This window comes from Bifidobacterium sp. LH_416 (assembly GCF_056357055.1).
This window is the reverse complement of record NZ_JBKEVJ010000006.1, coordinates 21947-47534: the sequence shown is the minus strand read 5'-3', so window position 1 is coordinate 47534 and position 25588 is coordinate 21947. Positions and strand designations below refer to the sequence as shown.

The following is a 25588-nucleotide window of genomic DNA, read 5'->3' as shown; positions in this document are numbered from 1 at the left end:
ATGGGTCAGAAAGTTCTCGTTATCGGTTCCGGCGCACGCGAGCACACCATCGCGTACACGCTGCTCAAGGGTGCAAGCGTTGATGAAGTCACCGTTGCTCCCGGCAACCCGGGCATGGTGAAGGATGGCATTCATATCACTCACCTGAGCGAGTCGAATCATGCTGCCCTCATCGACTTCGTGCAGCAGAACGGTTACGACTGGGTGTTCGTCGGCCCTGAAGTGCCGCTGATTGAAGGTCTCGTTGACGACTTCGCCGCAGCCGGCATCAAGGCATTCGGCCCGAACAAGGCCGCCGCTCAGATCGAAGGTTCCAAGGACTTCGCCAAGCAGCTCATGGAACGTCACAACATTCCTACCGCCAAGTACCAGACCTTCAGCGATCTGGAACTCGCCAAGGAATACGTGAACGAGCACGGTGCCCCCATCGTTATCAAGGCTGACGGTTTGGCAGCCGGCAAGGGTGTGACCGTGGCCATGGATCTGCACACCGCTATCCGCGCGCTCGAAGATATTTTCGTTGATCATCGTTTCGGTTCCGCTGGTGCCAAGGTAGTTATCGAAGACTTCCTCGAGGGTCAGGAATTCTCTCTGATGAGCTTCGTCAACGGCACCGAATTCTGGCCGATGCCGATCTCCCAGGATCACAAACGCGCCTACGATGGCGATGAGGGCCCGAACACCGGTGGTATGGGCGCGTACAGCCCGGTGCCGCAGATTCCGCAGTCCGTTATCGACGAGGCCATCGAAACCATCGTGCGCCCGACCGTGGAAGGCATGGCTGAAGAGGGCACCCCGTTCACCGGTATCCTCTACGCTGGCCTGATCGCCACTGCCGATGGCCCGAAGGTTATCGAATTCAACGCCCGTTTCGGCGACCCAGAAACCGAAGTGGTGCTCCCCAAGCTCACCTCTGATCTTGGTGCTGGCATCAACGCCATCCTCAACAACGGCAACCCGGAATTCACTTGGAACGAATCCAACGCCACCCTTGGCGTGGTGCTCGCCTCCAAGGGCTACCCGGAGAACGTCATCAAGGGCGCTCACGTGCCTGAAATTGACGTTGACGAAGATTCCCACGTCTACTATGCCGGCGTCTCCTCCGACGACAAGGGCGGCCTCATCGCCACCTCTGGCCGCGTGCTCCTCGTCGAGACTTCCGCCCCAGACATCAAGTCCGCACAGGACAAGGTGTACGCAATCCTTGACAAGCTGGAAATTCGTGGACTGTTTTATCGCCATGACATCGGCTTCAAAGCGTTGAATGTGTGATGATGGAGCGTCCTCGTCGTTGCTCCTCGGTCGCAGTACCTTCGTACTGCTTCCCTCGGTGCGCCTAGAGGCCGCACGCATCATCACACATTCAACAAGCTGAAGTGGATCCCTCTTCTGGCTCCCCTCTATAGGACATTGCCGTGAAGCAAACAGCAGAGCTGTTTGTAGGCAATGTGCGAGACGACAGTCGAGCCAGCCAAACGCAGGCGAAGCCTGTCCTTAATTGCTGATGAGCTGGCGGCGAAGCCGACTGAGGGGTAGTCTTGCTGCAATATCTGCTGTGCCTCTGTGCCGTTAACAACTCGGTACAGAGGCACAGCTATAGTTGGTGGCAGTTTGTCCGGAAGGAATTATTTTTTTCATGATTGCCCCCCCTACTCGCGTTAGTAAATTTGCCGCAGTAGTGGCCGCCGTTGCGGCTCTCACTCTTCCTGCAGGCATTGTTCCTATGGCCAATGCCGCTAACTCCACTTCTGGCACCGTGGCATCCGCTCGCGCATTCCCGGCAGCCAAAACCACCCGTCACATCTCCGTAGGCACCGAGTCCACCTCCACCGAAAGCGCCGGCGATTGGGGCGACGTTGAATCCTTGGACGTGCCGCAAACTCAGTCCCAGGCTGAAAAGGAAGCTGAAGCAGCTAAGGCACAGGCCGAAGCCCAGTCTGCAGCAACCGAATCGGCAAGCCGTAGCGCAACCCGTACCAGCGTTGCCGCCAGCGATGTTCCGGTATCCGGCAATGCTTCTGATTTGGTGGCCTATGCACTCCAGTTCCAGGGTGCTCCGTATGTTTACGGCGGTACTACTCCGGACGGCTGGGATTGCTCCGGCTTCACCTCCTACGTATTCGCTCACTTCGGCATCACGCTGCCTCGCGTTGCTGCCAGCCAGGGTTCCGCTGGCACGCTGGTTTCTGATCCGCAGCCTGGTGATTTGATGGTCAGCGCCACCCACGCCGGCATTTACATCGGCAATGGCATGATGATTCACGCTATGACCCCGTCTCAGGGCACGCAGGTGACCCGCGTGATGAGCGGTATGCAGTACTACCGCGTGTTGCAGTAAGCACAATATTTGGTCTTCCAAAGCAAAAGGGCTGATGAGTTCTCAAACAACTCATCAGCCCTTTTGCTGTACTTCTGCCGCACTACAAGGCAGACACCCGTCAACTCAGCTTGGACAGCAACGTGACGAGTTTGCCACGAGCTTCATTCAGTGGAGGGTAAATCATCTGCAACGTATCCGGGAATTGCGGCTTAGCAACCACGGTTTTGATATGACTGAACGTATCAAAACCAGCCTTGCCATGATAAGCGCCCATTCCAGAAGCTCCTACCCCGCCAAACGGCAGTCGGCTCGATAGCAGCTGTGCCAACGTCAGCGAATAACCAAGCGAACCGGATGAAACCTGCCGTTCAAAAGCCAACCTCACCGCACGCTGCCGAGAAAACACATACGCAGCCAACGGATGCGGTCGGCTAGTGATGAATCGAATAGCAGCATCAGCATCATTCACTACCAGAATCGGCAGAATCGGACCAAAAATCTCCTCCTGCATTACCGGCGCATTCGGCTGAGTACCGAGCAATACCGTGGGCGCAATATATCGATTCGCGCGATCCACTACCCCACCGCAGATAACGCGCCCAGCATAATCAGACATATCATCAGTGCGCTTATTCGCATTACCGGAACCAGCAGTTACCGCAGTAATGCGTCGCCCCACCATGTCTACTGCAGCACCGACCGCGGATGCTACTTGCACCAGCGGCGAGCTTGGCTTATCAGACGGTACTGTGCCCGCTGGCAGTAGGCTGCACAGCCGCTCAACATGATGCTCATTAATAATGCGGCCATAATCCGGTGAAAGCCGTGGATTCTCCCCGTAGAACTCCTTGATTGCCACAGCAATGCGCTTCGCTAATGCTTCGGCGATATCTGGCGTGGCAAGAACATAATCGGGAGCCACGCATGTTTGGCCGGCGTTCGAGAACTTACCCCAGGCAATACGCCGAGCCGCCACATTCAAATCCGCAGTTTTATCGACGAAACATGGCGATTTGCCGCCAAGTTCCAAGGTAACCGGGGTCAGATGTTTGGCTGCAGCGGTCATAACGATTTTGCCAACGCGTTCGCCGCCCGTATAGAAAATATGGTCGAATGCGCAGTCCAGCAGCTCGCCGGTTTCCTTCGCGCCACCTTCCACAACAGTGATCGCCTCAGCATCCAAATACTGTGGCACCAACTCGGCAATCAATTTCGACGTGTTGGGAGCCAATTCAGACGGTTTGATGCACGCCGCATTGCCAGCGGCAATTGCATCGGCAAGCGGTTCAAGCGCCAGTAATACCGGGTAATTCCAAGGTGCGATAATCAGCACCACGCCTTTCGGCTCGGCAACAGTCCACCCAGTAGCCGGCTGCAGAGACCACGGCATGGGCTTATATTGCCGCCTCGTCCATAGAGCCAAACGATTGCGCACGAATCGAGCTTCAGCGGCCACCAAATTCAGTTCCATCAGCACGGTTTCAGCTGCCGGCTTGCCAAAATCAGCGTTTTCTGCAGCTGCGAAATCATCCTGATGCTCAGCAATCATGCGTCGTAATGCATCCAACTGCGCGCGGCGCCAAGCCAGCGGCCGTGTGCGGCCGGAACCGTATGCGTTCTTGAGTTGGGAGAATATTGCAACAGTCATAACAATCCTTATATGGAACTTTTCACTAAGGCCAACATTACGATGATGCGGGCGTGCGGTTTACGGTTGTACGCGCCAAATGGCCTGGGCGCGCCCGAAGTACGTGGTGCAGGTGTTGCCGGCCAATTCATCGAAGGTGATGGGATTGGCGCTAGCCACGCCGAGCAGTTCAGCATGGGTGAGCATTTCCTGCAGTACAGCGTCACCCTGTGAAATATCATGCGAAATATCATGCGAGATACCGCGTGAAACATCATGTGAAACGTCTGGTGCGCGCCGGCTGTCCGCATCCTCGTCAGCCAACGCCGCGCCTACGATGACAGCACCGTCTGGCTGCACCGTGATGCGGCGATCATCGGTCACGTGCACAATGCCTTGGGAATCAGTCAGGGCGATGGATTCATAGATCAGCTCGCTCGAATCCCATCGGGAATCGCTATCCGGATACGGATTGATCACATGCTCAAACTGCGTTGTGACTTGCAAATCCAATCCAGCCGAAGTCAGTGTACTGCTGGCGATCACGCAATCATGAGCATCATATGCAGTAGCTACCAATTCGCCGGGCTCATACGGCACTCGGAATTCCGCCATGCAACGGCGCACCGGCGCTGTGCCCACCACCGTGCCATTCAATACGAGTTGCACGGTTTTGCCGCCGGAAAACACTTGCACGATCGCCTCACGGCCCTCATAGCCAGCCCATGACCAGCTTGCCACGCCATCATGCCCGCGCTCGATAAATCGCGACGTTCGCCCGGCGCGCACAGCGCCATCGCCATACAGCAATTGCATTGGCCGCACGGTAATAGCAGGGGTACGGCGCACTCCGGTGACGATTTGCCGGTACAACATCTGCTCAGTCGGCCTACCGGTGATGTCAATCAAACCAGACCCGCCCAAAAGCCCTGGATATCGGCGATACGGCCCAGTGGCACGCCCGCGCACAGCCATACGATTCCCATATTCGCGCATCCAGCCGTACGGTTCCGGATTAGAATACGCCCAAGCGCTTACCGATGCCTCGCCAATGTAATCCCAACCTGTCCAAACGAAATCACCCAGGAAGTATGGCAAACGCTTGGCATCCGGCCACGTGTATGCAATCTCCTGCGGGTAGGTTTCGCTGGCGCAGAACACGCGATCAGGATTCTTGCGGTGGAATCGTTCTGGGCCTTGGCGGCAGTAATTCAAGCCGGCCACATCCACTTCATCAAACACATCATTGGTTTGCAGTTCCATAATGCCTGTGGCGAGCGCCGCTGGCATCAGTTTGTCGATTACCGTAAGCATTGCCGGACCCGAAGCATGCTCAAGCGTGGTGTTGAGACCTGGTTCGCCTTCTACTTTGGCATCATGCTGGTCCATACCAGCCTGAGTTTTTGCCGCCAACGATAAGGAAATCGGATTCACACAATCGATAATCGGCCTGCCAGAATCAAGGCGGCGAATAATAGCGCACATTGATCGCGCAGCCTCAGCAGCACGCGGCGACTTGGTGTCTGCAATCTCATTGCCGATCGAATACAGCACTACGCTGGGATGATTGCGATCTTTGCGCACCATAGCAGTCAAATCATCAGCATAATGCTCGCGGAAAGAACCGGCGTAATCATAACTGGTTTTATGCATCCACCACATGTCGAATGCCTCGTCCATAACCAGCAAACCAAGCTCATCGCAGGCATCGAGGAAGGCTTTGGAAAGCGGATTATGGGCGGAGCGGATGGCATTGAACCCTTGCTCTTTCATGATTCTGGCGCGACGGTATTCGGCTTGTGGCAGTGTGGCCGCGCCAAGAATGCCGTTGTCATGATGTACGCAGCCGCCGTTGAGCAGCACGCGTTTGCCATTGATTCGCAGCCCTTGCCGAGCGTCACATGTCAATGTGCGAATGCCGAAGCGTTCTGTGTGAGTGTCGAGTACTGCACCATCGGCGTCATACAAGGTGATGTTGGCCGTATACAGCGTTGGCGAATCCGGCGACCACAGTTGCGCGGAGTCGATCACACCGGTTTCATCTTGGAATTCGGCCACGGTAGTGCCATCGGCGTCAGTGATGACTGTGTTGAGATATTGGCCGAGAATCAGCGGATTATCAAGGTTTACGGTGATGGATGCACGAGCTGAGCCGTCAGCATTGTTTCCGCTGCCCTCAATCATCGTGTCAATACGCACAGCATCTGGCCGTATCACATCGGAATACTCAGCAGTCCACAGCCATACTGGGCGGTAGATGCCAGAGCCGGAATACCAACGGGAATTCGGCACATGGGAATTATCTACCAACACGGTGATTGTGTTGGCGCCGGCATGCAGGAGACTGGCGATATCGAGGTAATAATCACCGTAACCATAAGTGAGCTCGCCAGCTGGCTCATTATTGACCAGTACGGTAGCGCCTGGATAGACTCCCTCAAATTCCAGCAGGCATGCGGCAGGCGGCTCCAGCAAGTCGAGCGTAGTGCGATATTCGTAGCTGCCGCCCGGATAGTAACCGGTATTGTAGCCATTGCCCGTGCGCGGAGTGCGCGGCTCGTGAATCATCGCGTCATGCGGGAGCGTGATGGATTGCCACGCTCCCTTGCCATTATTACCGCCGCCAATAGAGCGGAACTGCCAACTGCTATTAATATTGACGCGCCTCATGGCTTTATTGTAGGCGCGACTTTACTTACGGCAGTGTCATAAAGTCGGTGTCTTTAAGGTAGTTCTTGCCGGCGGTGATGTCGTACTGAATGAGTTTGTAGTCGGCGAGAAGCTGCTTGGTCTCCTCATCGAAGTCTTCAGTAGACATTGGATTGCCTTCCTGATCCAGATAAATGTTCTGGCCTTCAGGAATACGATCCCAGCCTTGAATCTTATTGACCACAGGCGGTTCCATAGCTGCAATCTTGGAGTGCATTTCAGTCAAGAATGCAAGATATGGCGACACTTTGGCATCCATATGCTCGGCAGCCTGCGCCACGAAGAAGTTCGGCGAGGAATATGCAGCATCATCGGTCTTAGTACCCTGAGAGCTGGAAGCCTTGTTCGACCAGATGAAGTAATCGGTCAAATGCAGGGCAAGAGAATTGTTTTCATCCTCGCTGGCCGAGGAATAAATGCCCGGCAGATGGTCGCCATAGAACACGACAGTGACAGGCTTATCGAGCTGATCAAGCTCATCCAAGAACTCCTGGGTAGCCTGATCAGTGATCTCCACGCCCTTCTGATACGTCTCAATGGACTCCTGCTCATCCTTTTCCAACGGAGTGCCAGTGGTGGATTCGGCAGTATAGTCATTGTTCTTGTACCACTCGTGATATGGCATGTGGTTCTGCATCGTAATAATCTGGATGAACTTATTCGTCTTTCCGGACTTGATGCCTTCCAATGCGGAATCGTACGAGGACTTATCCGAAACGTACGGCGAATCATCGATCTTATCCTGATACTTGATCACATCCGGACCGGTCAACGTATAGAAGTGCGAGAAACCGAACTTCTTATAGTTCGTGGCACGCGAATACATGCTGGATTCGTACGGATGGTAGCCCAGCGAATTCGCGGGAGCACCCCACATCTGATTAATGGTAGGAGCCCAGTGCGCGCTCGGCACCAACTGCTGATACGGGCTGGTCAGCGAAGAATCAAAATTAGCCATGCTCAAGCCCGAAAGACCCATGTATTCCAGGTTTGCGGTACCGCCGCCGTAGCCGGAGGACAACATCAGGCCTGAAGTGGTGTTCTCCTTGATCTTGCGGATATTCGGCATGGAATCCTTATTCACCTTAAGCCCCGGCACACGACTCGGATCGGAGAAGGATTCAGACAGCACATATACCACCGTGGAATCGGTGAGATTATTGGAGCGGGACGCGTTGATCTGCTTGGCTGCCTTTTCGTAGCGAGCCGCCACTTCCTTCATGGTTTCTTCGGAATAGTTGTCCGGCTTGTCCATGACTTTCGGATTGAGCTGGCGCGTGAACGCCACCAGCGGGCCGTTGCGCTGCGCATCATATACGGAATCCCACATGGAAGGCTTGTCTCCCATGCCTTGAGACAGCTTGTTCGCCCACGAATCAGTAGTGCTCACCTGCATGCAGTACAGGGAGAAACCGAGCAGCGGCAGTAGTACCAGAATCAGGCGGGTGGTGAGGTTCAGGCTCAGATTCTTGGAGCGAATCATCTGACCTTTGCGGCCATCAAGATGGCGCAGCACCAGCACGAGCGCCAGCAATGCAGCAAAAGCACCGAGCGCTATCAAGATTGTCACATGCGCGCCAGCCGGAATAAACGTGAGCATATTGCCGGTATTGGAGCCGAGGAAGCCCAGATCCGCTGGCAGAATTGCCTCATAACGAATCTCGACTTTGAAATGTTCGATGGCCGCCACGATAATGCCAGCGCCCATAATCACGATGCTTGCCGTCCAGAATCGGTTGAACAGCATCAGCAGCATCAGATATAAGAGGCCGACGAGCAGCACATTGAGCAGGAAAACGAAATTGCCTTCAGTCCACATTTTGCTGACGAATCCGAATCCCACAGTGGGGCTGGATACTTGTACGCGGGTGGAGCTGGAAGAAACGCCAATCTCCAGTGCCGCGACGGCAATAATGTCAAAAACGAAGAACAGCACGCCGTAGAGCCATCCGGGGAATGGCTTATGCGGGTGCTTGGGAGTGACCTCGTCCGCTTCGGCTCGGCTTTCCCAGAGTCGCCAACGGAACTTTGGTGCGGTAGTACTACTCGTATTCCTAGTGTTCTCGCTCATTCGCCTACAGTTTCTAGCAGTCTTATTCGTGTCTCGGTATTCTTCAATGGCATATTGTTGCCGTTTAACCTTGGAAATTCCATATTGGCAAGGTTTCTCTTACCGTTTCCTAACTATTTACCCTAACGCAAAGGGTGCCTCGGGACATTCCCCGAGACACCCGAATATACCCTGATTGTGCAGAGCGCTTCTCCGATAGCGCAAAGGTATGCTGCACTCTTAGGCATTACCGTGCGGCATTGGCAAACTGATTGACGAGTGCGCTCATCCAGTCAAGCAGATTGCTGTATTCCGCGGGCATCTGCTCGGTCAGTTCTACAGTCGGCACGTTGGCACTCTTTGCCGCAGAGGTGATCTGCTCAGTGGTGGAATTGGATTCCTGGGTGTTGAGCACCAGCATCTTGATGCTGCCGGACTTCAGCGCGTCTTGGAACTTCTTGATATCGCTTGGAGTCGGCTCGCTCTCATTGGCGGAAGCCTGTGCGTAACCCTTCGGCGTAGCATCGGTCATCTTCAGATCGTCAGCCAAGTACCATGCCACGGATTCAGTGGCAGCGTATGGCAGGTCTGCAGTCTTAGCGGAAGCTTCCTTGATCTTGGCCTCGAGTTTATCTTCTTGGGCGTGCCAATCCTTGTTGAGCTTGGCGTAATCGTCCTTATGTGCCGGATCAGCCTTCTGATAGGCAGCAGTGATGGCATCGGCCGTGGCGGAACGTGCCTTGGCGGAGAACCAGACATGCGGGTTGCCGCCTTCCTCGACGCCTGCGGTTTCAGCGGCGTCAATCAATGTGACGTTTGCGGATTCGGCTGCCTTCGATGCCCAAGGGTCATAATCAGCGCCGTTGACCACAGCCACCTTTGCGGAATGGAACTTGGCGACATCCTGGCTGGTGGGCTCGTAGTCGTGGGCCTCAACGTTGGTCTTAGTCATGATGTTGGTGACTTCGACGTGCTCGCCGCCGAGGTCTTGGGCCACAGAACCCCACTGGTTGATGGAAGCGACGACTTCGATTTTGCCGGAGGACGCGTTAGCGGAATCAGAATTGGCGCTGCTGGACGCGTTGCTGGAACCACAGGCGGCCATAGAGAACACAGCCACTGCAGCAGTCGTGACAGCGAGCACACGCTTGACATTGGACATGATGGACATGATTTTGGATTTCCTCTCTTATTCAGCCATTAGGCCGGGCAATGTTGCTGTCTCCGCATCATCGCCGGCCACCAGCACGACAGAATAACACATATTGAGAATTATTATCATTTACATTTACGTCGGCGTGTTATCACCGTCATAAATCCCACAACGGCACCACATTGCCAACTGATGCCTGCACCAAACCAAGGAGATCCACAGCATGGGCGTCCTCACATATCAACGCGCCGCGCGAGGAGATGGCGCGAATGATATCGCGGCACTTGCATTCCCCATCTGCATCCAGGTGGCGCGCCAAGCAGCCAGCGCCGACCACCGGCAGTTCCAGTACGCACGAGGCTTCGCGAATCAGACGGGAGACCGCAACGCCGGTGGACCGCTCATCATAGACACCATCCTCCTCACCCATGCCACAGAGGCACAGACGACCATCGTCAAAGAAACGCTCTTCGAACTCGTCAAGACCCACGGCATTGGCCACCGCCCCCACGAACATCGACTCACCCCACTCATTGAGGCGGAAGGAATCAGCCAGATACTGCGCAATCGGCACACCCTCAATTCCCACCGGCAGCGAAATCAGGAATGCATTAGCCTGTCCCCGCAATGATTCGAGCACCAGTTCGAGATCATGCTTGACTGTGCAGCTGATGCAACATTCGACAAGCCCAAACGCCTCGGACTCTCCAAACAACACTCCACTCGCCTGCGGCTTCGCAACATTGCGCACAATATCAAGCCCAGATTCCACAGCGTCGTTCGGACGCACATCATAAGAAATTGAGCACACAGACGGGAAAGAATCAGCCAGCGAAAATGCCACCGAGTCCAAGCTCAGTCGGTCAGCGCCAGTGAGCAGCACCACGGGAGTACGACCCTCCGCGTTTCCCTGTGATTGCAATGCCGAATGAATCATGACAGCCTTTCTAATTTGATAATGATTATCATTATGATATAGTCGCAGGCATGTCCAAAACATGTCAAATTCTGGGAACGCGTGCCGGAGTCGGCAATCGCGTATCTCACTCGCACAAGAAAACACGCCGCACATTCAGACCAAATTTGCAATCCAAGCGCTATTGGGTGCCATCCCTGCAGCGGTACCTCACGCTTACCGTGAGCGCCAAAGGCCTGAAAACCATCGACCGCATCGGCATCGAAGCGGCACTCACACGCGTTCAGCGCAATCAGGAGCGCAACTGACGCCCCCAATCAATCCCCATACATCCCGATAGAAAGCACTAACCATGGCAAGCAAATCCGCCACAATACGTCCAGTCATCACTTTGCGATCCACCGCAGGAACTGGATTCACCTACACCACTACCAAGAATCGCCGCAATACTCCGGATCGACTCGAGCTCATCAAATTCGACCCCGTGGTTCGCAAGCGAGTGCCGTTCCGCGAAACCCGCTAACACCGCCGAGAAAGACACCATCATGGCCAAAACCAGCAAAATCAACCGACAATTACAGCGCGAACGCATGGTTGCCCAATATGCCGAACGTCGCGCCGAATACAAACGCGATAGCGTCAACCCTCATCTGACCGCCGAAGAACGCGCCGAGGCAATGTGCAAACTGCAGGCGCTCCCCCGCGACGCCAGTCCCACCCGTCTGCGCAACCGTGACTCCATCGACGGCCGGCCGCGCGCCTACAACCGCAAGTTCGGCCTGTCTCGCATCAATTTGCGCGAAAAAGCGCACAAAGGCGAACTGCCCGGTGTAGCGAAGTCCAGCTGGTGACCTGCCAAATCGACACCCCCAGCACCTCCATAAGAAGAAAGGAATGGATATGAAAGTCAGATCATCAATCCGTTCGTTGGCCCGCAAGGACGGCTCCTATGTCGTGCGCCGACGCGGCCACCTGTACGTAATCAACAAGAAGAACCCCCACTGGAAAGCGAGGCAAGGCTGATGGCACTGCCTAAATACAAGACATCCCGAGCACGCACGCATTCGCGCCGAGCCAACTGGAAAGCCAAAGTGCCCCAGCTGGCCACGGTCATAACGCCTGAAGGCGAAGTGGTTCAGGTTCCGCAGAACCTAGCCGCAGCCGTACGAAAGGGGTATATGAAACCATAACCAAGCCATAGAGAAGTCATAAGTCAATATCACACATATTCGAGAGAAGAACATTAGGTAGAAAGTCAGAGCATGACTGATCGATACACCAGCCAGCCCTCAACCCACAATCCAGCAAACCGTCAAACTGCTACTCCGAGCAGCAACGTATCCACCACTTCCAAACACAACACCGTTATCAGCATTGTCATCGCATTCATTGTCGGCGCTGTATTGGGCGGCCTGGTTCTCGGCACATTCGCTTTTCTGAGACCAAACGGCTCGAATTCAGCTGCTTCCGTCAGTAGTGGCACCACAAGTTCAGCCGCAAACAAAACCAATGATTCCTGCGATGTCACGTTCACCGTGGTCGCCTCAGTTAATCAGTGGGGTTCCTTGGCGCAACAGCTCGGCGGCTCATGCGCCAAAGTAACGTCGCTCATTAATTCGACTTCCGCCGATCCGCATGATTATGAAGCCACCGCATCCGATCTGGCTAAGCTCGCCAAAGCGGATATCGTGGTGATTAATGGCGCTGGCTACGACGGTTGGGCGGAGAAGGCTCAGCTGGATAAGAAGCGTCAAGCCATTGTGAATGTGGGTGATTTAATGGGCATCACCACTACTGAGGAGCACGACCATGCACACGAAGATGAAAGTTCCTCCGGCGAGGAAGGCCACCATCATCACCATGGTGCCACTAATCCACACCTGTGGTTCAGTCCGGAAGCCGTATTGAAAGCAGCCGAAGCCATCAATAGTGCCTACGTGGACAAGGCTGGCGCCAGCTCCGCCACTGCTACCACCGCGCAGCGTCACTTCAACGAATGGAATGGCGATTATGCCGACTTCGTGACTTTGGTGAACAAGGCCCGCTCCGCCAATGTGCAACGCAACTATGTGGCCACCGAGTCGATTATCAGCTACCTACTGGAGTACGTCGGCGCAGTCGACAAGACTCCGGAAACTTACACAAACGCGATGAACAGCGGTACCGAACCATCCGCAGCAGATTTCAAAAACGCCACGAGCATCGTTTCCAGCAACGATGTGGATCTGCTCATTGTCAATCCACAGGAGATGAATGGTTTCGCCAAAAAGCTCAAAGAGGCCGCGCAATCCAGTCACAAGACAATTATTTCCGTAACCGAACAGCTGCCCGAGAATCAGCAGACGCTGCTTGGTTGGCTCACGCTCATCGCCAATCAGGCGCTGGCTACCGACACCACTAACGGCTACTTCCTGACTCAGGATGTCAAGGACCGCAGCCTGTCCGATTACGAAGGCGAATGGCAGTCTGTCTACCCGCTGCTCAAGGATGGCACGCTCGACAAGGTGATGCAGGCCAAGGCCAAGAAGGGCGACATGACTGCTGCCGAATACACCAAGTATTACGAGATTGGTTACAAAACCGATGTGGAGAAAATAACCATCAAAGGCAATCAGATGAGCTTCATCCGAGGCGGCGAGACCGCCACCGCCACCTATGAATACAGCGGCTGCAAAATTCTCGATTACGCCAAGGGCAACCGCGGCGTGCGATTCCTGTTCACCGCCACCGGTGATGTGCCCAAGGGCGCGCCGAAGATCGTGCAGTTCTCCGACCATGGCATCGCACCGACCAAAGCCGCACACTTCCACATCTTCATGGGTAATGACTCCCAGGAAGAGACCCTCAAAGCAATGGACAACTGGCCCACGTATTATCCGGCGTCCATGAGCAAGGAGGAAGTAGCCACCGAAATGCTGGCCCACTGATTCCTTCTTCGGGCTGTGATGCCGTAGAAAGAAATACCGGCATACATGAGTGAAGCCTCGACCAGACGGTCGAGGCTTCGTTGGTTTCTACGTATTCCCGATTATTTGGCTGCTACTTTCTGCGCTTTTTGGCAATCGGGGCACAGACCGAAAACTTCCAGCGTGTGGGATTCCACGGTGAAGCCGTGGCCTTCAGCCACTTTGCGCAGCCAGGATTCGCTGGGCGGGTCGATTTCCACGGTTTTGCCGCACTGCTTGCACACCAGATGATGGTGATGCCCATCATCACCGCATAAGCGGAACAGCTGCTGGCCATCCAGACGAATGGTGTCGGCGGCACCGGCGTCCGCCAATGCGTTCAGCTGGCGGTATACGGTCGCCAAGCCGATGCGTGAGCCCTCGTCCTCAAGCCTGCGGTGCAGGTCCTGAGCGGAGATGAACTCATCGCAATCGGCCAAAGCGGCACGGATGGCGTCCTTCTGCTTGGTTTGACGTTCGATATGTTCAACCATGCGTTAAGGTCACGCCTTCTTCTTCAGATCATCCCAGCAACCAGTAGCTTCAAGATCGGCAACGGTTTGCTCCGGGTCATCGGTAAGTACGGTGATATGACCCATCTTGCGATCATGGCGAACCTCGGCCTTGCCGTAATCATGCACATTCCACTCAGGGTGGCTGGCAATCAGTGCACGAGTAGGCTCAACATGCTGACCGAGCACATTCACCATTACCGCCGGGCTCAGCAGCTTTGGTTCAGGTAGAGGCCAGCCAGCGATGCCGCGAATATGGGCGTCGAACTGATCCATTGAGCAAGCCTCAATGGTGTAATGGCCGGAATTATGCGGGCGCGGTGCGAGCTCATTAACGATGACCTGATCATCCTTGGTGATGAACAGCTCGATAGCCAGCGTGCCGGCAAGCTCAAAGCCCTTGGCCAGACGAATGGCCAGCTCATGGGCCTCACGTGCCACATGCTCGCTCACCTTGGCGGGAGCGATAGTCATGTGCAGAATGTTGTTGCGATGCTCATTACGCACAATCGGGAAGGTCACGAAATCCTTGCCGTTGCCGGACACCAGAATCGAAGCCTCGAACGCGAAGTCCACAAAGCCTTCGAGAATGCTTGGCGGGAAGCCACCGCCACGATCACCGCGAGCGCGAATCTTCTCCAAATCGGCATCGGAACGCAGCACCATCTGGCCGTGGCCGTCATAGCCACCGGAGACGGTCTTCAGTACTGCCGGGTAGTGAATCTCATCCAGTGCAGCGTCAAGCTCATCAAAATTGTTGACCGCACGCCACGGAGCGGTGGCGGTGCCGTGATCATTGATGAACTGCTTCTCATGCACGCGGTGCTGCGTGACGCGCAGCAGGTCGGTGCCTTGCGGGGCAGCAGCAATGCCACGAACCTCATCGATGGCGTCGGCGTCCACGTTCTCAAACTCGTAGGTGAGCACGTCGGATTGCACGGCAAGATCATGGATGGCGGTCTTATCGTCATACTCAGCGGTGATTTGGAAATCAGCCACCTGAGCGGTTGGGCAGTTTGGAGTGGGGTCAAGCACACCGACGCGGAAACCCATGTAGCGTGCGGACAGGGCCATCATGCGGCCGAGCTGTCCGCCGCCAATAATGCCGATGGTTGAACCCGGCATCAGCATGGATACGCGGCCGTTGGTTTCCTCAGACAAGCTGGGCATTGGATTCGGCCACCTTTTCCTTCAGTTCGTTGCGGTAGTCCTCAAGCTTCTGTGCCAGTTCCGGTTCGAATGCGGAAAGCATCTGCACGGCGAGCAGGCCAGCGTTCGTGGCACCGGAGTTGCCCACAGCAGTGGTGGCCACCGGAATGCCGCCCGGCATCTGCACAATGGAAAGCAGGGAGTCCCAACCGGAGAGGGCGTGGGAGCGTACCGGCACACCAATTACCGGCAGCGTGGTCTGGGCGGCGATCATGCCCGGCAGATGGGCTGCGCCACCGGCACCGGCGATGATGACCTTCAAACCGTTCTTACGAGCGTTGTGTGCGAAGTCCGCCATGAGTTCCGGCGTACGATGCGCGGAGATGACCTGCTTGTGGTAGGCCACGCCGAACTGGTCGAGAATATCGCAGGCGCGCTTCATGGTCTCCCAGTCGCTGGAGGAGCCCATCACCACTGCGACTTCAGGCTTGTTTTCATTTGCCATTATCATTTACTCCCTAGTTATTGAGAATATGCACCCACTGTACTCCCCTGTTGCGAATTCAGAAGAGGGAGAATTTGCTGTAGCTGCACTACAGCTCAATCACCACTTTGCCGAACACATCGCCGCCGTTCAGCTTGGCAAATGCTTCAGGAGCCGCATCCAAACCGGTGAATACGGAATCGATCGCCGGATGAATGTTGGCATGCTCCACGAAGCGCAGCAGTCGGGCGAAATCCTCACGCGAGCCCATCGTGCTGCCCTGCACGCGAATGTCTTGGAAGAATACGCGCGTCAACTCAGCGCCCGGCTGGTCGCCAGTGGTGGCACCGCAGATGGCAATGGTGCCGCCAGGGCGCACGGATTTCACCGAATGACTCCACGTGGCCGCACCCACGGATTCAATAACCGCATCCACTTTGCGCGGCAGGCGAGCGCCTGTTTCCAATGCCGCATCAGCGCCCAGGTCCAGTGCCTTGGAGCGCTTTTCCGCCTCGCGTGAAGTGACGAACACTTCAAGGCCTGCCGCATGGGCGAGCTGAATGGCCGCCGTGGAGACACCGCCGCCCGCGCCTTGAATCAGCACGGAATCGCCAGGCTTGGCTCCTGCAGCGTTGAACAGCAGCGAATAGGCGGTCAGCCAGCTGGTGCCCAGTGCGGCAGCCTCGGCAGTAGTGAGGTTCGCTGGCTTTGCGAACACGTTGGCGGAAGGCACGGAGGTTTTCTCGGCCATTGTGCCCGGGTATTTCTCCGACAAAATGGAGCGACGCTCCCCCGGCGCCACGCCATTGCCATCCGTGCCGACGAACGTGTACAGCACTACCTCGCTGCCGGCTTTCAAACCATGCTTTGCTGGAATGTCTTCGTCCAGAACGCCCACGGCGTCGGTGCCGAGAATCATTGGCGTCTGCTCGGCGGCAAGCCCTACGCCCTTGAGGGACCAAATATCGTGATGATTCACGCTTACGGCGCGCACCGAAACTGTGGACCAATATGGGCGCACCTTCGGTTCGGGCTGTTCGCCTACCGCCAGCGCGGAAAGCGGATCATCGTTATTCACTGTGGATGCATATACGGCCTTCATTGGCTTGGCTCCTTATCCGAATCGCCCGGGTTTCACCACCATTCTTCCACACTGCAGCGGATTCCTTGGGATTCCCTGCCCTATCTGCATTTGCAGGAGCCAATTATTTGAGTGATATACGGAGATGTTGAGGGTATTGCCGCGTGGCTCGAATGTTCGACTGCCCGTAACGCTAGCATGTCAAATTCGGAAGATGTATGAGAGGGGAGTCACGAGGGTATGAGCGATATGCTGGGTAAAGGGCTGAATACTGCCGATTCCGACGCTATGAACAGCACCCCTTCCCCCACTGCCGCACACCCTATCCAGGCCGAGACTGAAGCAAACAGCATTGCCAACGCCCCGCTTCTACGCACTATTACCACTCCCACAGATGTAAAGGCCCTGCCTGCGAATCAGCTTCATGAGCTCTGCCATGAGATTCGCACCACGCTGCTCGCTTATGGGCATCAGCATGGCGGCCATATCGGCTCCAATCTGGGCATGGTGGAAGCCACAGTGGCATTGCACCGTGTCTTCGACTCCCCGCGCGATCGCATTGTGTTTGATGTTTCGCATCAAAGCTATGTGCACAAGATGCTGACCGGCCGCGCACTCGCCTACCTCGAGCCGCAACGATTCAACGACGTAACCGGTTTCACCAATCCTAAGGAAAGCGAGCATGATCAATTCGTGCTCGGCCACACCGGCACGTCGATTTCGCTGGCATGCGGCATTGCAAAAACACGCAACGCTGAGATGGCAGCCACTGGCACGAGCCAGATCAACAATGTGGTGGCCGTGATTGGCGATGGTTCTTTAAGCTCTGGCGTGGCCTTCGAAGGTTTGAATAATGCGGCTGAGCAAGGCGGCAATCTCATTATTATCTTTAACGACAATGAGATGTCCATTGCCGGCGATTTTGGCGGCATGTACGGCCCGCTTGCACGTTTACGCGCGTCCGGTGGCACTGCACAGCCGAATATTTTCAACGCATTCGGCTTGGATTATCGGTATGTTGAGGCCGGTAATGATGTGGATGCGTTGGTTGCCGCGCTCGAGGATGTGCGCGATATTGATCACCCGGTTGTAGTGCATATTCATACGCTGAAGGGCGCAGGCTACGAAGACATTACAGACACCGCGAATGTGCTGCATACGGAACCATGGCATTCAGATCACTGCAATCTCTCCGATCATGAGCCGCATGAAGGTCAATGCGAGGCTTCGCATTGGCAGAACCCGGATGCTTCGTTCGGCAAACCTGAAGATCCGCGCAAATATTACGGCAAAATGGCTATGGCTGCGCTTGAACCGCGCTTCGCCAGTGAGCCTGGTTTGGTGGTGATTTCCCCGGCCACCCCCGGTTCCAATGGCATTACGCATGATTTCCGCGAGCGCGCAGGTTCGCATTATGTGGACACCGGCATTACCGAATCGCATGCGGTGGCGTTTGCAGCCGGCATTGCGCGAGCGGGTGGCACTCCGGTAGTCGCCACGACTGCCTCCTTCTTCCAGCGTGCTTATGATCAGTTCTTCCAGGAAATGAGTCTGAATCGTTCGCGCGTGACCGTACTCGACTTTTTGGGTGGGCTTTCCGGCTCGGATAACACGCATTCCGGCGCTTATGATGTGGCGATGTTCGCCAATATTCCTGATGTGACGATGCTGGTGCCAACGTCGGGCCGCGATTTTCTGGATGATTTGGCATGGGCTACTCTGCCGGCTGATGCTGAGGGTGCGCCTACTGGTTCAGTGGTGATTCGCGTGCCCGGCGAAGGCGTGTTGGCAGCTGAGCGTGATGCTTCGCTGCTGCCGATTACTGGCGGAAAGCTTGCCGAACGCTTGCCGCAGCCAAATGAGACGCTGCCGGATATGTTGTCTTGGCGCGTGAACCAGCGTGGTTCGCAGGTGGCTATTCTCGGCTTGGGCAACACGTATCCGTTGGCGGAACGCGCGGCGGCCGCATTGCAAGACGAGCATGGTATTACCGCCACGGTGATTGACCCGCGGCAGTGCACTTCGCTGGATACTGATGCGTTGGAGGCTTTGCGCGGCAACCATAAGCTGGTTATTACGCTTGAGGATGGTCAGCTGGAAGGCGGCTGGGGTGAAAAGGTGACCGCCTATTACGCGAATCATTGGCAGAGCGTGGATTCTGAGCAGAATCCTCCTCAGAATCCTCCTCAGAATCCACGTGTGCTGAACTTTGGTGCCGCCAAGGAGTTTACTGATCGCGTGCCGTTGGCTGAATTGAATGAGCGCTATGGGCTGACGGTTGACAGTATCGTAAATGCGTTCACTCGCTGTTTTTGATGGCGTCTAGGGCGGGGATTTTGACCGCCTTATTCGCCGGGCCGAAGCCGAAGAGCAGGCCAATCAGCGTAGCGAATAGAATCGCGAAGAGATACAGCCACCAGGGAATCACCGAGTAGCGCGTCACATCGTCGCCGCCGACTATCGCCTGCCAGATAGTGGTCCATATAGAGCCGCCTGAGCTTGAGCCGTCGCCTCCATAACTGGAAGACATACCACCGCTCATATAGGTCATGCCCACTATGTTGACGCCCACTGAGAGCATCGCGCTAATAGCACAGCCAATCAGACCGCCGAAGAATCCAATCGCTCCGGCTTCCGTCAAAAACATGATGCGAATATCGCGCACATAACAGCCCAAAGCCTTCATAATGCCGATTTCGCGCGTGCGTTCAGTTACGGACATCACCATCGTATTGGCAATGCCAATAGCCGCCACGAGGAGCGAAACCGCACCAATACCGCCCAAAATCAGCTGAATTGCACGCGACTGTTCTTCCATGGACTTGCGCATATCCTCATAGGATGAGGTTTCATAACCAAGTGACTTGATTTGCGATTCCACCTCAGGCACGGACGACAAATCTTGAGCCTTGACCAGCACCTGATCATATGTGGAGCCTTTCTGAGCAGCTGCGGCCGGGTCGACCTTGGCAATGAGTTCCTTCAATGTTTTCAGGTCCATGACTATGCCGTCGGACGTGGCGTATCCTTTGTAGTAGTCAGCGCCGGCCACACCAGTGATGCGCAAGTCTTCGGTAACGTTCTGCGAATCATCCGCTCCACCAGACGAGCCACCCATGCCGTACAGGTTCCGCGTGTAGGAATCACCCGAATAATTGGCACCCGTGGTCAAGGTGAGCTGCGCGCCAACAGGCTCAAAGAACGGATCCTCATCCTCATATGGCTCGCATTGACCGGTGTCATCATTCCAGACGCAGCCGCCCGACTCCCCACGTGAGTTATTCCGCATTTCACCGTTTTTGAGCGTGTCCATGAAGTCGTACGCCGTCCATTCGCCGGCGAGCACTTCGCCTTCGCGAGTGGGCAGAGCACCGTCTTTGAGCTTGTAGCCCATCTGGTCGAACTGAGACATGTCGATACCCATGATTTGCACGTAATCGTAGAGGTATCGGCCTCCAGCACCGGTTCGCATGCTGGCATTGTAGTTGTAATTCATCATCGGAGTGACGCCGGAGACTCCTGATATTGCACGGAATGATTCCACGGCATCGTCATTGAGTTTGACGTCTTGAGATGAGGAGGATGACGATGAGCTACCGCCCATTGACATCATGCCACCGTATCCACCATTGGTGTATACGGTCACGATGGACAGATCGCCCATGGATTTGAGCATTTTCTCGTTCTGCTCGTTGATTCCCTGACCGAGGGAAATCATGAGCACAATCGAGCAGCAGCCCACAATCACACCGAGAACCGTCAAAATCGTGCGGGATTTGCGCCGCCACAGATTCTGCCGGCATAGTCGTAAGATATCGCCGAATCGCATGGTCGGCTCCTCTCAGGACTTATTAGCGGCAGAAGTGTTAACAGCATCCGCGGTGAGCGAAGCCGGCACATCGTGAGCCGGAAGCGGATCGAGCACAGTGGTGGCCGCGGCATCAGCAGTAGTTGCTGCCGAATCAGCCGCAACCTGCGCATCAGTACTGCCCGCAGCACCAGCACCGCTCTTATCTTCCGCCCAGTCATCCCATTCTTCGTCGATCTTGCTCTTTGCCTTCTTCTTGCGATGGCGACGCACGAGCAGCACAATCACCACAATGAGCACGATTACTGCCACAGCACCGGCTACCCACGCCCATACTGGAATAATCGGGCCAGGAGCAGGCTCATTGAGATTGTCTACAGCACTGTCATCAACAACAGGCATGTCTGCAACCGAAACGGTGACCGGGAATTCCTTAGTTTTCGTCTGCCCATCGGAATCCTCATACGTGACTTTGACAGTGGCATTCAGCTCGCCGGCAGCTTGCGGCGTGAAAGCGTAACCAATGGAACCGGTGGCGCCGGAAGCCACATTGCCCACGTACTGGTTCTTCATCGTGGCGTCGAAGCCCTCGCCGTCCATCGTGGCTTCAACGTTGGAAATGTCGCCCTTGCCTTTGTTCACGTATTCCATCGTGATGGTGGCTTCCTGACCGGCAATAGCCTGATCCGGAATCACCGGATCGCTGACCTCGAATCGGTCAGGCTGGCTGATCGGCACGGAAATCTTAATGTCGGATTGAGTGGAGGAACGCGAGCCGGAGTCGAGATACTCGTATTTGAAGCTCAGGCCAATGGGCTGTGCGCCGCTTTGCGCGGACGTCAGCGCCTGCATCGGCACGGTTTGGGTCAGCGAATGCCCGGCCCACAACGCGTCCACGTAGAACGTGTTCGTGCCTCCGGCGATGGCGAAACTTTCGCCGCCATCCACCGTAACCACCATGTTGGTTACCGCCACTTGGCCTTTGTTCTGGAAGGTAAAGGCCAGGTCGAACTTGGCGCCAGCGGCCACGGAATCGCCGCCATAAGTGAAGTTGGTCACGATGATGTTTGGCACAGGGCCGGCAACTGGAGCGACTATTGCACCACTACTTGCGGAATCGTCACCGTCTACGGCAAACGCTTGGCTCGGCGCAAGCGCGGCAGCACACACGAACGCGATGGTCATCAGTACAGCGAGTGCTGCAGCACATAGGTGACGCACTGCTGCCGGCACAGTCGACATTCGGGCGACTGCGGAGCCTTCAGTATGAGTACCAGATGGGTTGGTGTGGATGGTCATCGTGAGGCTCCTTGGTTGATTGCGATGGGTTGTGCAGTGGGTTGTGCAATGAGTGGTGCAGTGGGTTGCTGGCTTGATGCTGGCTGATTGGTGCGGTCGTCCACAATGTTGCCGTCCAGCAGGGTGACAATGCGGTCGGCATAGGAGGCCATCTGCGGATCATGGGTGACCAGGACGATGGTTTGGTTGAAGTCGTGCGCGAATGAGCAAATCATCGACATGACTTCGGCTTTGGTTTTGGAGTCAAGGTTGCCGGTGGGCTCGTCTGCGAATACGACTTCCGGCTTGGTGACAAATGCGCGGGCGATGCCGACGCGCTGCTGCTGGCCGCCTGACATCTGCCGCGGATAATGACTCAGACGATGGCCGAGGCCTACGCGCCTGAGTACACCTCGCGCCGTGCGTTCACGCTGCTCTCTGGGCACGCCGCGGAACATGAGTGGCATGGCCACGTTTTCGAGAGCGGTCAGGTTTGGCAGCAGATTATAGGACTGGAAGACGAAACCGATGTGCTTTTGGCGGAATGCCGCCAATTCGCGCTCATTGAGCTTGCTGACCGGCACGCCGCCAATCCTAACGCCGCCTTTGGTGGGCTTCTCCATACCGGCAAGCTGGTTGAGCAGCGTGGATTTGCCGGAACCGGATTCGCCAAAAATGCAGCAGATCTGGCCTTGCGGAATCGTGAGATTTACACGTTCTAGGGCTACCACCGTTTCATCTTCCACGGGATATTCCTTGCGAAGATTCCTCACTTCGATAATTGGCCTCGCCATAGGCACCCTTCTCTCGTTCGTCGCCGTTGGCGGACGGGCTATGCGGCTGGATGCTTCTCATTCATTCAGCTCGTTTCCAGCCAGTGTATAGCGAAAGATGAAGCCGCACATCCCCTAAGGGTGTCCCCTGATGCCGCGAGCCGCCGGCCCTCAGTCCTCTCGTATATCTCTCGCATCTCTCTCATACATCCGCAGCCGCGCGCAGTTCTACACCCCTTAAGCTAAACTGTCTCAGGTTTGGCCCCGTAGCTCAGCTGGATAGAGCATGTGACTTCTAATCTCAAGGTCGCCGGTTCGAGCCCGGCCGGGGTCACAAGAAACCCCTTGGAAACACTGGTCTCCAAGGGGTTTGGTCATTCTTCAGGGTCGCGTTTCGTCCCTGATAGTCCCTGATGGACTTTTTCGGCTCTGGCTGCGGTCATGGCATCGGCCACGACGTCCAGCCTATCCGGCCAGAACCTCGCGTAGGTGTTCAATGTAACCGTGGCGTCCTTATGACCCATGGCGTTCTGAAGCGTCTTCACATCACAGCCCGCAGCAATCGCCAGCGAAGCGTATGTGTGACGCAGCGAGTACGGACATAGACCGGGTATATCGTCCAGATTCGCCCGCTTCATGGCTCCCGCGAAGTTGCGGTTCCTCCAGTTCGCCAGAGTGAGCCATGCACCCTTGCGAGTCGTGAACACGTAGCCGTCCGACTCTTTGCCCCTGCATTGTTCGCGCAGATCATCAATGAGGAACGCCGGAATGGCGACGCGGCGAACCTCCCATGTCTTCGGCGTGCCCTCCACCTGCCGCCCCTTCGTATCCTGCGTGAAGTTCCTCACCACATGAATGCGCCGCGCATCGATATCGAGATCGGAGACGTGCAGCGCCATCATCTCACTGGGACGTAGGCCCGTGTACGCCAGCATCCTAACCAGAAGGTCGTCACCGGGAAGGCTTGCAGCCGCCAGCCGCTCCACTTGGTTGTAGTCAAGGAACACCATGCCGTCATCCGGCTCATTGTCCCTCGGCAGCTCCACACCGTCGAAAGGGTCATCGATGATAAGGCGGCATCGCTTCGCGTAGGACATCACCATGCGCGCCGATTTGAACACGCCCTTGATATAGTTCTCACTCAACCGCCCCTTCGGCGCACGCTCCCCTTTGAAATCGAACGGAGCCTTACCCGAACGCAGTTCACCCACCCATTCGGAGACCTCGGACTGTCTTATGGATCCGATAGGACGCGCACCCCATTTCGGCAGCACATACATTCGATGGTATCGCTCATAGCCGCGAACCGTGGACGCCTTCACGCCCTGTTTGCCGTCCATGCATTCCCTGCACACGTCCCGGAACAGACGGTTACGATCCGCCTCGTTGATGTAGCGTCCTGAGTATTGGTCGTCCCCTATGGCGGTCTTCGCCTTCTCGGCATCGGACTTCATGGCATAGCTTCGGTTGCGTTCCTTCTGCTTTCCGTCCACGGTCTCATACCAGACCACCACCCAACGCTTTCCTCGCCCGTATTTCGCAAGCCGGTATTCGGCGGGTATGCGGTCGATGATTCTCATGGGGTTGTTAGCCGCCGAGTTGACCATGCGCCGGATATTGGCCGGCGCATCCTTGGTCAGCCAAGTGTCTTTAACCCATGCCTTTGCCATGCTCTCCCCCTTTTGTCAAGCGGTTACGCCCACAACGAACGTGTTCACAATTTCATCACAGAACCGGTGCCAAGGTGCGCGCAGTCTGCGCGCAGACTGCGCAGACGAAAACCATTGGAAACACTAAGATTGCGCAAGATTGCGCAAGGTGAACGGTATTCTAACAGCGCAAACCTAATTTATTGAGCATGTCTCATGAAAATGTCTAATTACCATCAGGCGACACAAGCGTTACAAAAATCTCAGTATTGACGCTTCGTTTATGTACAACACCACTAGCGGAAAGACTTATTCAGAAGCTGTATAAAACCTTCCATGCCTGAATGTCCTTCTATCGCCTCGCTTATCCCATCGTCTTTGCATGAATTCTCTGTCCAGCCCTGAATCTCGTCATCCAACACGCGCGCGACGCGGCCGCGTTTCTGGGGTGTGGAATCCTCACCTGCTCGAGCTCGTACTTCAGCGTCGTATGTTCGCCCGTACATGGCGAAGGCAACCAGCGAAAACACCTCTGCATCCTCATACCCACATCGCCACGCAGCTCGACGTTCAGCGGCCGTAGGAACGTGTTCGAGAAAGAATTTCGTCAAGTCGCCATCCCCTTCGCCACTGTCGCCACCCATGTCGTCGTCCGCCGTCAGGAATTCCCCTAGCGTTTCACAGTCGCCACGAATCATGCCGAGCACAACCCATCCAGGTGCTTCAAAATCGTTGTTGAGCCTCATCATGTCGTCTCCACTGTCGATCAGATCGGAAAGCCGCACCGGGGTCATATAACAATCGTCTTCAACGTCCTTGTGCAGATCGTTCAGCGCGGACATGAGCACAAGCAGCGTCGGCAGTGAATCCGCCTTCCCTCCGCCTTTTTCGATATTGCGCACACTGGCCGCTATCCAACCACTGCCATATCTCCGCGAAGCAGTGGCCACATCATCAAGCGTTAAATTATGCGTCACCCTATATCTCTTTAGGAAATCACCTACAGCCTCATTAATTCTCATACTCAGAAATTCTAATAACGACATTTTCCGATAATCACAAGTTGACAATTTCTCAAACTGTAATATTCTCAAATTAACAGATTGAGAAATTCTCAATCTGATTGTTTGGAGG

At 55.6% G+C, this 25588-nt stretch carries 23 protein-coding genes and 1 tRNA gene; 10 read left to right on the top strand and 14 right to left on the bottom strand.

Annotation, left to right across the window (positions count from 1 at the left end):
- Both purD and AC1AY0_RS10645 read left to right on the top strand, forming a co-directional pair.
- A complete protein-coding gene (purD, locus tag AC1AY0_RS10650; RefSeq protein ID WP_476524734.1) occupies nt 1-1272 on the top strand; it encodes a phosphoribosylamine--glycine ligase in 1272 nt (423 codons plus the stop codon).
- 364 nt (nt 1273-1636) lie between these two features.
- A complete protein-coding gene (locus AC1AY0_RS10645; RefSeq protein ID WP_476524736.1) occupies nt 1637-2338 on the top strand; it encodes a C40 family peptidase in 702 nt (233 codons plus the stop codon).
- A 100-nt stretch (nt 2339-2438) separates the two neighbouring features.
- Here AC1AY0_RS10645 and AC1AY0_RS10640 read toward each other — a convergent pair whose 3' ends face one another.
- The 5 genes from AC1AY0_RS10640 to AC1AY0_RS10620 form a co-directional block, all read right to left on the bottom strand.
- Nucleotides 2439-3968, bottom strand: coding sequence for an aldehyde dehydrogenase family protein (locus AC1AY0_RS10640; RefSeq protein ID WP_476524738.1), 1530 nt, complete (start codon nt 3966-3968; stop codon nt 2439-2441).
- A gap of 60 nt (nt 3969-4028) precedes the next feature.
- Nucleotides 4029-6617, bottom strand: a complete 2589-nt coding sequence (locus AC1AY0_RS10635; RefSeq protein ID WP_476524740.1) for a glycoside hydrolase family 2 protein — start codon at nt 6615-6617, stop codon at nt 4029-4031.
- A gap of 25 nt (nt 6618-6642) precedes the next feature.
- Nucleotides 6643-8727 carry an LTA synthase family protein gene (locus tag AC1AY0_RS10630; protein ID WP_476524741.1) on the bottom strand — a complete coding sequence of 695 codons (2085 nt, stop codon included), beginning with the start codon at nt 8725-8727 and terminating at the stop codon, nt 6643-6645.
- 226 nt (nt 8728-8953) lie between these two features.
- Complete coding sequence (locus AC1AY0_RS10625; RefSeq protein WP_476524743.1) at nt 8954-9877, bottom strand: metal ABC transporter solute-binding protein, Zn/Mn family; 924 nt, start codon at nt 9875-9877, stop codon at nt 8954-8956.
- Nucleotides 9878-10016: 139 nt separating this feature from the next.
- Nucleotides 10017-10796, bottom strand: coding sequence for a hypothetical protein (locus AC1AY0_RS10620; protein WP_476524745.1), 780 nt, complete (start codon nt 10794-10796; stop codon nt 10017-10019).
- A gap of 50 nt (nt 10797-10846) precedes the next feature.
- On the opposite strand from AC1AY0_RS10620, the gene rpmB reads away from it, so the two are divergent.
- The 6 genes from rpmB to AC1AY0_RS10590 all read left to right on the top strand — a co-directional run bounded on the left by rpmB (nt 10847) and on the right by AC1AY0_RS10590 (nt 13702).
- A complete protein-coding gene (rpmB, locus tag AC1AY0_RS10615) occupies nt 10847-11083 on the top strand; it encodes a 50S ribosomal protein L28 (protein WP_476524746.1) in 237 nt (78 codons plus the stop codon).
- 44 nt (nt 11084-11127) lie between these two features.
- Nucleotides 11128-11298 (top strand): 50S ribosomal protein L33, encoded by a 171-nt coding sequence (rpmG, locus tag AC1AY0_RS10610; protein WP_476524747.1) that lies wholly within the window; start codon nt 11128-11130, stop codon nt 11296-11298.
- Between the two features lie 22 nt (nt 11299-11320).
- On the top strand, nt 11321-11626 hold the full coding sequence (rpsN, locus tag AC1AY0_RS10605; protein ID WP_476524748.1) for a 30S ribosomal protein S14: 306 nt from the start codon (nt 11321-11323) through the stop codon (nt 11624-11626).
- 49 nt (nt 11627-11675) lie between these two features.
- Nucleotides 11676-11798: a 50S ribosomal protein L36 gene (gene rpmJ / locus AC1AY0_RS10600; protein WP_476524749.1), complete on the top strand. Its 123-nt coding sequence runs from the start codon at nt 11676-11678 to the stop codon at nt 11796-11798.
- Nucleotides 11798-11965 (top strand): 50S ribosomal protein L32, encoded by a 168-nt coding sequence (gene rpmF, locus AC1AY0_RS10595; protein ID WP_476524750.1) that lies wholly within the window; start codon nt 11798-11800, stop codon nt 11963-11965. The genes rpmJ and rpmF overlap by 1 nt, the downstream gene beginning before the upstream one ends.
- 72 nt (nt 11966-12037) lie before the next feature.
- A complete protein-coding gene (locus tag AC1AY0_RS10590) occupies nt 12038-13702 on the top strand; it encodes a metal ABC transporter substrate-binding protein (RefSeq protein WP_476524751.1) in 1665 nt (554 codons plus the stop codon).
- Nucleotides 13703-13803: 101 nt separating this feature from the next.
- On the opposite strand, the gene AC1AY0_RS10585 is transcribed toward AC1AY0_RS10590, so the two are convergent.
- The 4 genes from AC1AY0_RS10585 to AC1AY0_RS10570 form a co-directional block, all read right to left on the bottom strand.
- Entirely contained in the window at nt 13804-14214 is a 411-nt protein-coding gene (locus tag AC1AY0_RS10585) for a Fur family transcriptional regulator (RefSeq protein WP_476524752.1), read from the bottom strand.
- Between the two features lie 9 nt (nt 14215-14223).
- Nucleotides 14224-15402 (bottom strand): 5-(carboxyamino)imidazole ribonucleotide synthase, encoded by a 1179-nt coding sequence (gene purK, locus AC1AY0_RS10580; protein ID WP_476524753.1) that lies wholly within the window; start codon nt 15400-15402, stop codon nt 14224-14226.
- Nucleotides 15386-15886: a 5-(carboxyamino)imidazole ribonucleotide mutase gene (purE, locus tag AC1AY0_RS10575; RefSeq protein ID WP_476524754.1), complete on the bottom strand. Its 501-nt coding sequence runs from the start codon at nt 15884-15886 to the stop codon at nt 15386-15388. The genes purK and purE overlap by 17 nt, the downstream gene beginning before the upstream one ends.
- An 88-nt stretch (nt 15887-15974) precedes the next feature.
- A complete protein-coding gene (locus AC1AY0_RS10570) occupies nt 15975-16967 on the bottom strand; it encodes a zinc-binding dehydrogenase (protein WP_476524755.1) in 993 nt (330 codons plus the stop codon).
- Nucleotides 16968-17186: 219 nt separating this feature from the next.
- On the opposite strand from AC1AY0_RS10570, the gene AC1AY0_RS10565 reads away from it, so the two are divergent.
- Nucleotides 17187-19262 carry a 1-deoxy-D-xylulose-5-phosphate synthase gene (locus AC1AY0_RS10565; RefSeq protein WP_476524756.1) on the top strand — a complete coding sequence of 692 codons (2076 nt, stop codon included), beginning with the start codon at nt 17187-17189 and terminating at the stop codon, nt 19260-19262.
- On the opposite strand, the gene AC1AY0_RS10560 is transcribed toward AC1AY0_RS10565, so the two are convergent.
- The 3 genes from AC1AY0_RS10560 to AC1AY0_RS10550 are packed head-to-tail and all read right to left on the bottom strand — an operon-like array spanning nt 19246 to nt 22826.
- On the bottom strand, nt 19246-20775 hold the full coding sequence (locus AC1AY0_RS10560; RefSeq protein WP_476524757.1) for an ABC transporter permease: 1530 nt from the start codon (nt 20773-20775) through the stop codon (nt 19246-19248). The two genes, AC1AY0_RS10565 and AC1AY0_RS10560, sit on opposite strands and share 17 nt — an antisense overlap.
- A 12-nt stretch (nt 20776-20787) precedes the next feature.
- Nucleotides 20788-21996 (bottom strand): COG1361 S-layer family protein, encoded by a 1209-nt coding sequence (locus AC1AY0_RS10555; protein ID WP_476524785.1) that lies wholly within the window; start codon nt 21994-21996, stop codon nt 20788-20790.
- A 53-nt stretch (nt 21997-22049) separates the two neighbouring features.
- Nucleotides 22050-22826, bottom strand: a complete 777-nt coding sequence (locus AC1AY0_RS10550) for an ATP-binding cassette domain-containing protein (RefSeq protein WP_476524758.1) — start codon at nt 22824-22826, stop codon at nt 22050-22052.
- A gap of 239 nt (nt 22827-23065) precedes the next feature.
- On the opposite strand from AC1AY0_RS10550, the gene AC1AY0_RS10545 reads away from it, so the two are divergent.
- Nucleotides 23066-23139: transfer RNA gene (locus AC1AY0_RS10545), tRNA-Arg, on the top strand.
- Nucleotides 23140-23179: 40 nt separating this feature from the next.
- On the opposite strand, the gene AC1AY0_RS10540 is transcribed toward AC1AY0_RS10545, so the two are convergent.
- Together AC1AY0_RS10540 and AC1AY0_RS10535 are read right to left on the bottom strand one after the other, a co-directional pair.
- A complete protein-coding gene (locus AC1AY0_RS10540; protein WP_476524759.1) occupies nt 23180-24475 on the bottom strand; it encodes a tyrosine-type recombinase/integrase in 1296 nt (431 codons plus the stop codon).
- A gap of 275 nt (nt 24476-24750) precedes the next feature.
- Nucleotides 24751-25476, bottom strand: a complete 726-nt coding sequence (locus AC1AY0_RS10535; protein WP_476524760.1) for a hypothetical protein — start codon at nt 25474-25476, stop codon at nt 24751-24753.
- Between the last annotated feature and the right edge of the window lie 112 nt (nt 25477-25588).

Bases quoted from the DNA above. Each gene is read 5' to 3' on its own strand.
- AC1AY0_RS10645 (WP_476524736.1), top strand. From the start codon at position 1,637: ATGATTGCCCCCCCTACTCGCGTTAGTAAATTTGCCGCAGTAGTGGCC.
- rpmG (WP_476524747.1), top strand. From the start codon at position 11,128: ATGGCAAGCAAATCCGCCACAATACGTCCAGTCATCACTTTGCGATCC.
- rpsN (WP_476524748.1), top strand. From the start codon at position 11,321: ATGGCCAAAACCAGCAAAATCAACCGACAATTACAGCGCGAACGCATG.
- AC1AY0_RS10630 (WP_476524741.1), bottom strand. From the start codon at position 8,727: ATGAGCGAGAACACTAGGAATACGAGTAGTACTACCGCACCAAAGTTC.
- AC1AY0_RS10620 (WP_476524745.1), bottom strand. From the start codon at position 10,796: ATGATTCATTCGGCATTGCAATCACAGGGAAACGCGGAGGGTCGTACT.
- AC1AY0_RS10560 (WP_476524757.1), bottom strand. From the start codon at position 20,775: ATGCGATTCGGCGATATCTTACGACTATGCCGGCAGAATCTGTGGCGG.
- rpmJ (WP_476524749.1), top strand. From the start codon at position 11,676: ATGAAAGTCAGATCATCAATCCGTTCGTTGGCCCGCAAGGACGGCTCC.
- purE (WP_476524754.1), bottom strand. From the start codon at position 15,886: ATGGCAAATGAAAACAAGCCTGAAGTCGCAGTGGTGATGGGCTCCTCC.
- AC1AY0_RS10640 (WP_476524738.1), bottom strand. From the start codon at position 3,968: ATGACTGTTGCAATATTCTCCCAACTCAAGAACGCATACGGTTCCGGC.
- AC1AY0_RS10565 (WP_476524756.1), top strand. From the start codon at position 17,187: ATGAGCGATATGCTGGGTAAAGGGCTGAATACTGCCGATTCCGACGCT.
- purK (WP_476524753.1), bottom strand. From the start codon at position 15,402: ATGCCCAGCTTGTCTGAGGAAACCAACGGCCGCGTATCCATGCTGATG.
- AC1AY0_RS10535 (WP_476524760.1), bottom strand. From the start codon at position 25,476: ATGAGAATTAATGAGGCTGTAGGTGATTTCCTAAAGAGATATAGGGTG.
- rpmF (WP_476524750.1), top strand. From the start codon at position 11,798: ATGGCACTGCCTAAATACAAGACATCCCGAGCACGCACGCATTCGCGC.
- AC1AY0_RS10550 (WP_476524758.1), bottom strand. From the start codon at position 22,826: ATGGCGAGGCCAATTATCGAAGTGAGGAATCTTCGCAAGGAATATCCC.
- AC1AY0_RS10635 (WP_476524740.1), bottom strand. From the start codon at position 6,617: ATGAGGCGCGTCAATATTAATAGCAGTTGGCAGTTCCGCTCTATTGGC.
- rpmB (WP_476524746.1), top strand. From the start codon at position 10,847: ATGTCCAAAACATGTCAAATTCTGGGAACGCGTGCCGGAGTCGGCAAT.
- AC1AY0_RS10590 (WP_476524751.1), top strand. From the start codon at position 12,038: ATGACTGATCGATACACCAGCCAGCCCTCAACCCACAATCCAGCAAAC.
- AC1AY0_RS10585 (WP_476524752.1), bottom strand. From the start codon at position 14,214: ATGGTTGAACATATCGAACGTCAAACCAAGCAGAAGGACGCCATCCGT.
- AC1AY0_RS10570 (WP_476524755.1), bottom strand. From the start codon at position 16,967: ATGAAGGCCGTATATGCATCCACAGTGAATAACGATGATCCGCTTTCC.
- AC1AY0_RS10555 (WP_476524785.1), bottom strand. From the start codon at position 21,996: ATGTCGACTGTGCCGGCAGCAGTGCGTCACCTATGTGCTGCAGCACTC.
- AC1AY0_RS10625 (WP_476524743.1), bottom strand. From the start codon at position 9,877: ATGTCCATCATGTCCAATGTCAAGCGTGTGCTCGCTGTCACGACTGCT.
- AC1AY0_RS10540 (WP_476524759.1), bottom strand. From the start codon at position 24,475: ATGGCAAAGGCATGGGTTAAAGACACTTGGCTGACCAAGGATGCGCCG.
- purD (WP_476524734.1), top strand. From the start codon at position 1: ATGGGTCAGAAAGTTCTCGTTATCGGTTCCGGCGCACGCGAGCACACC.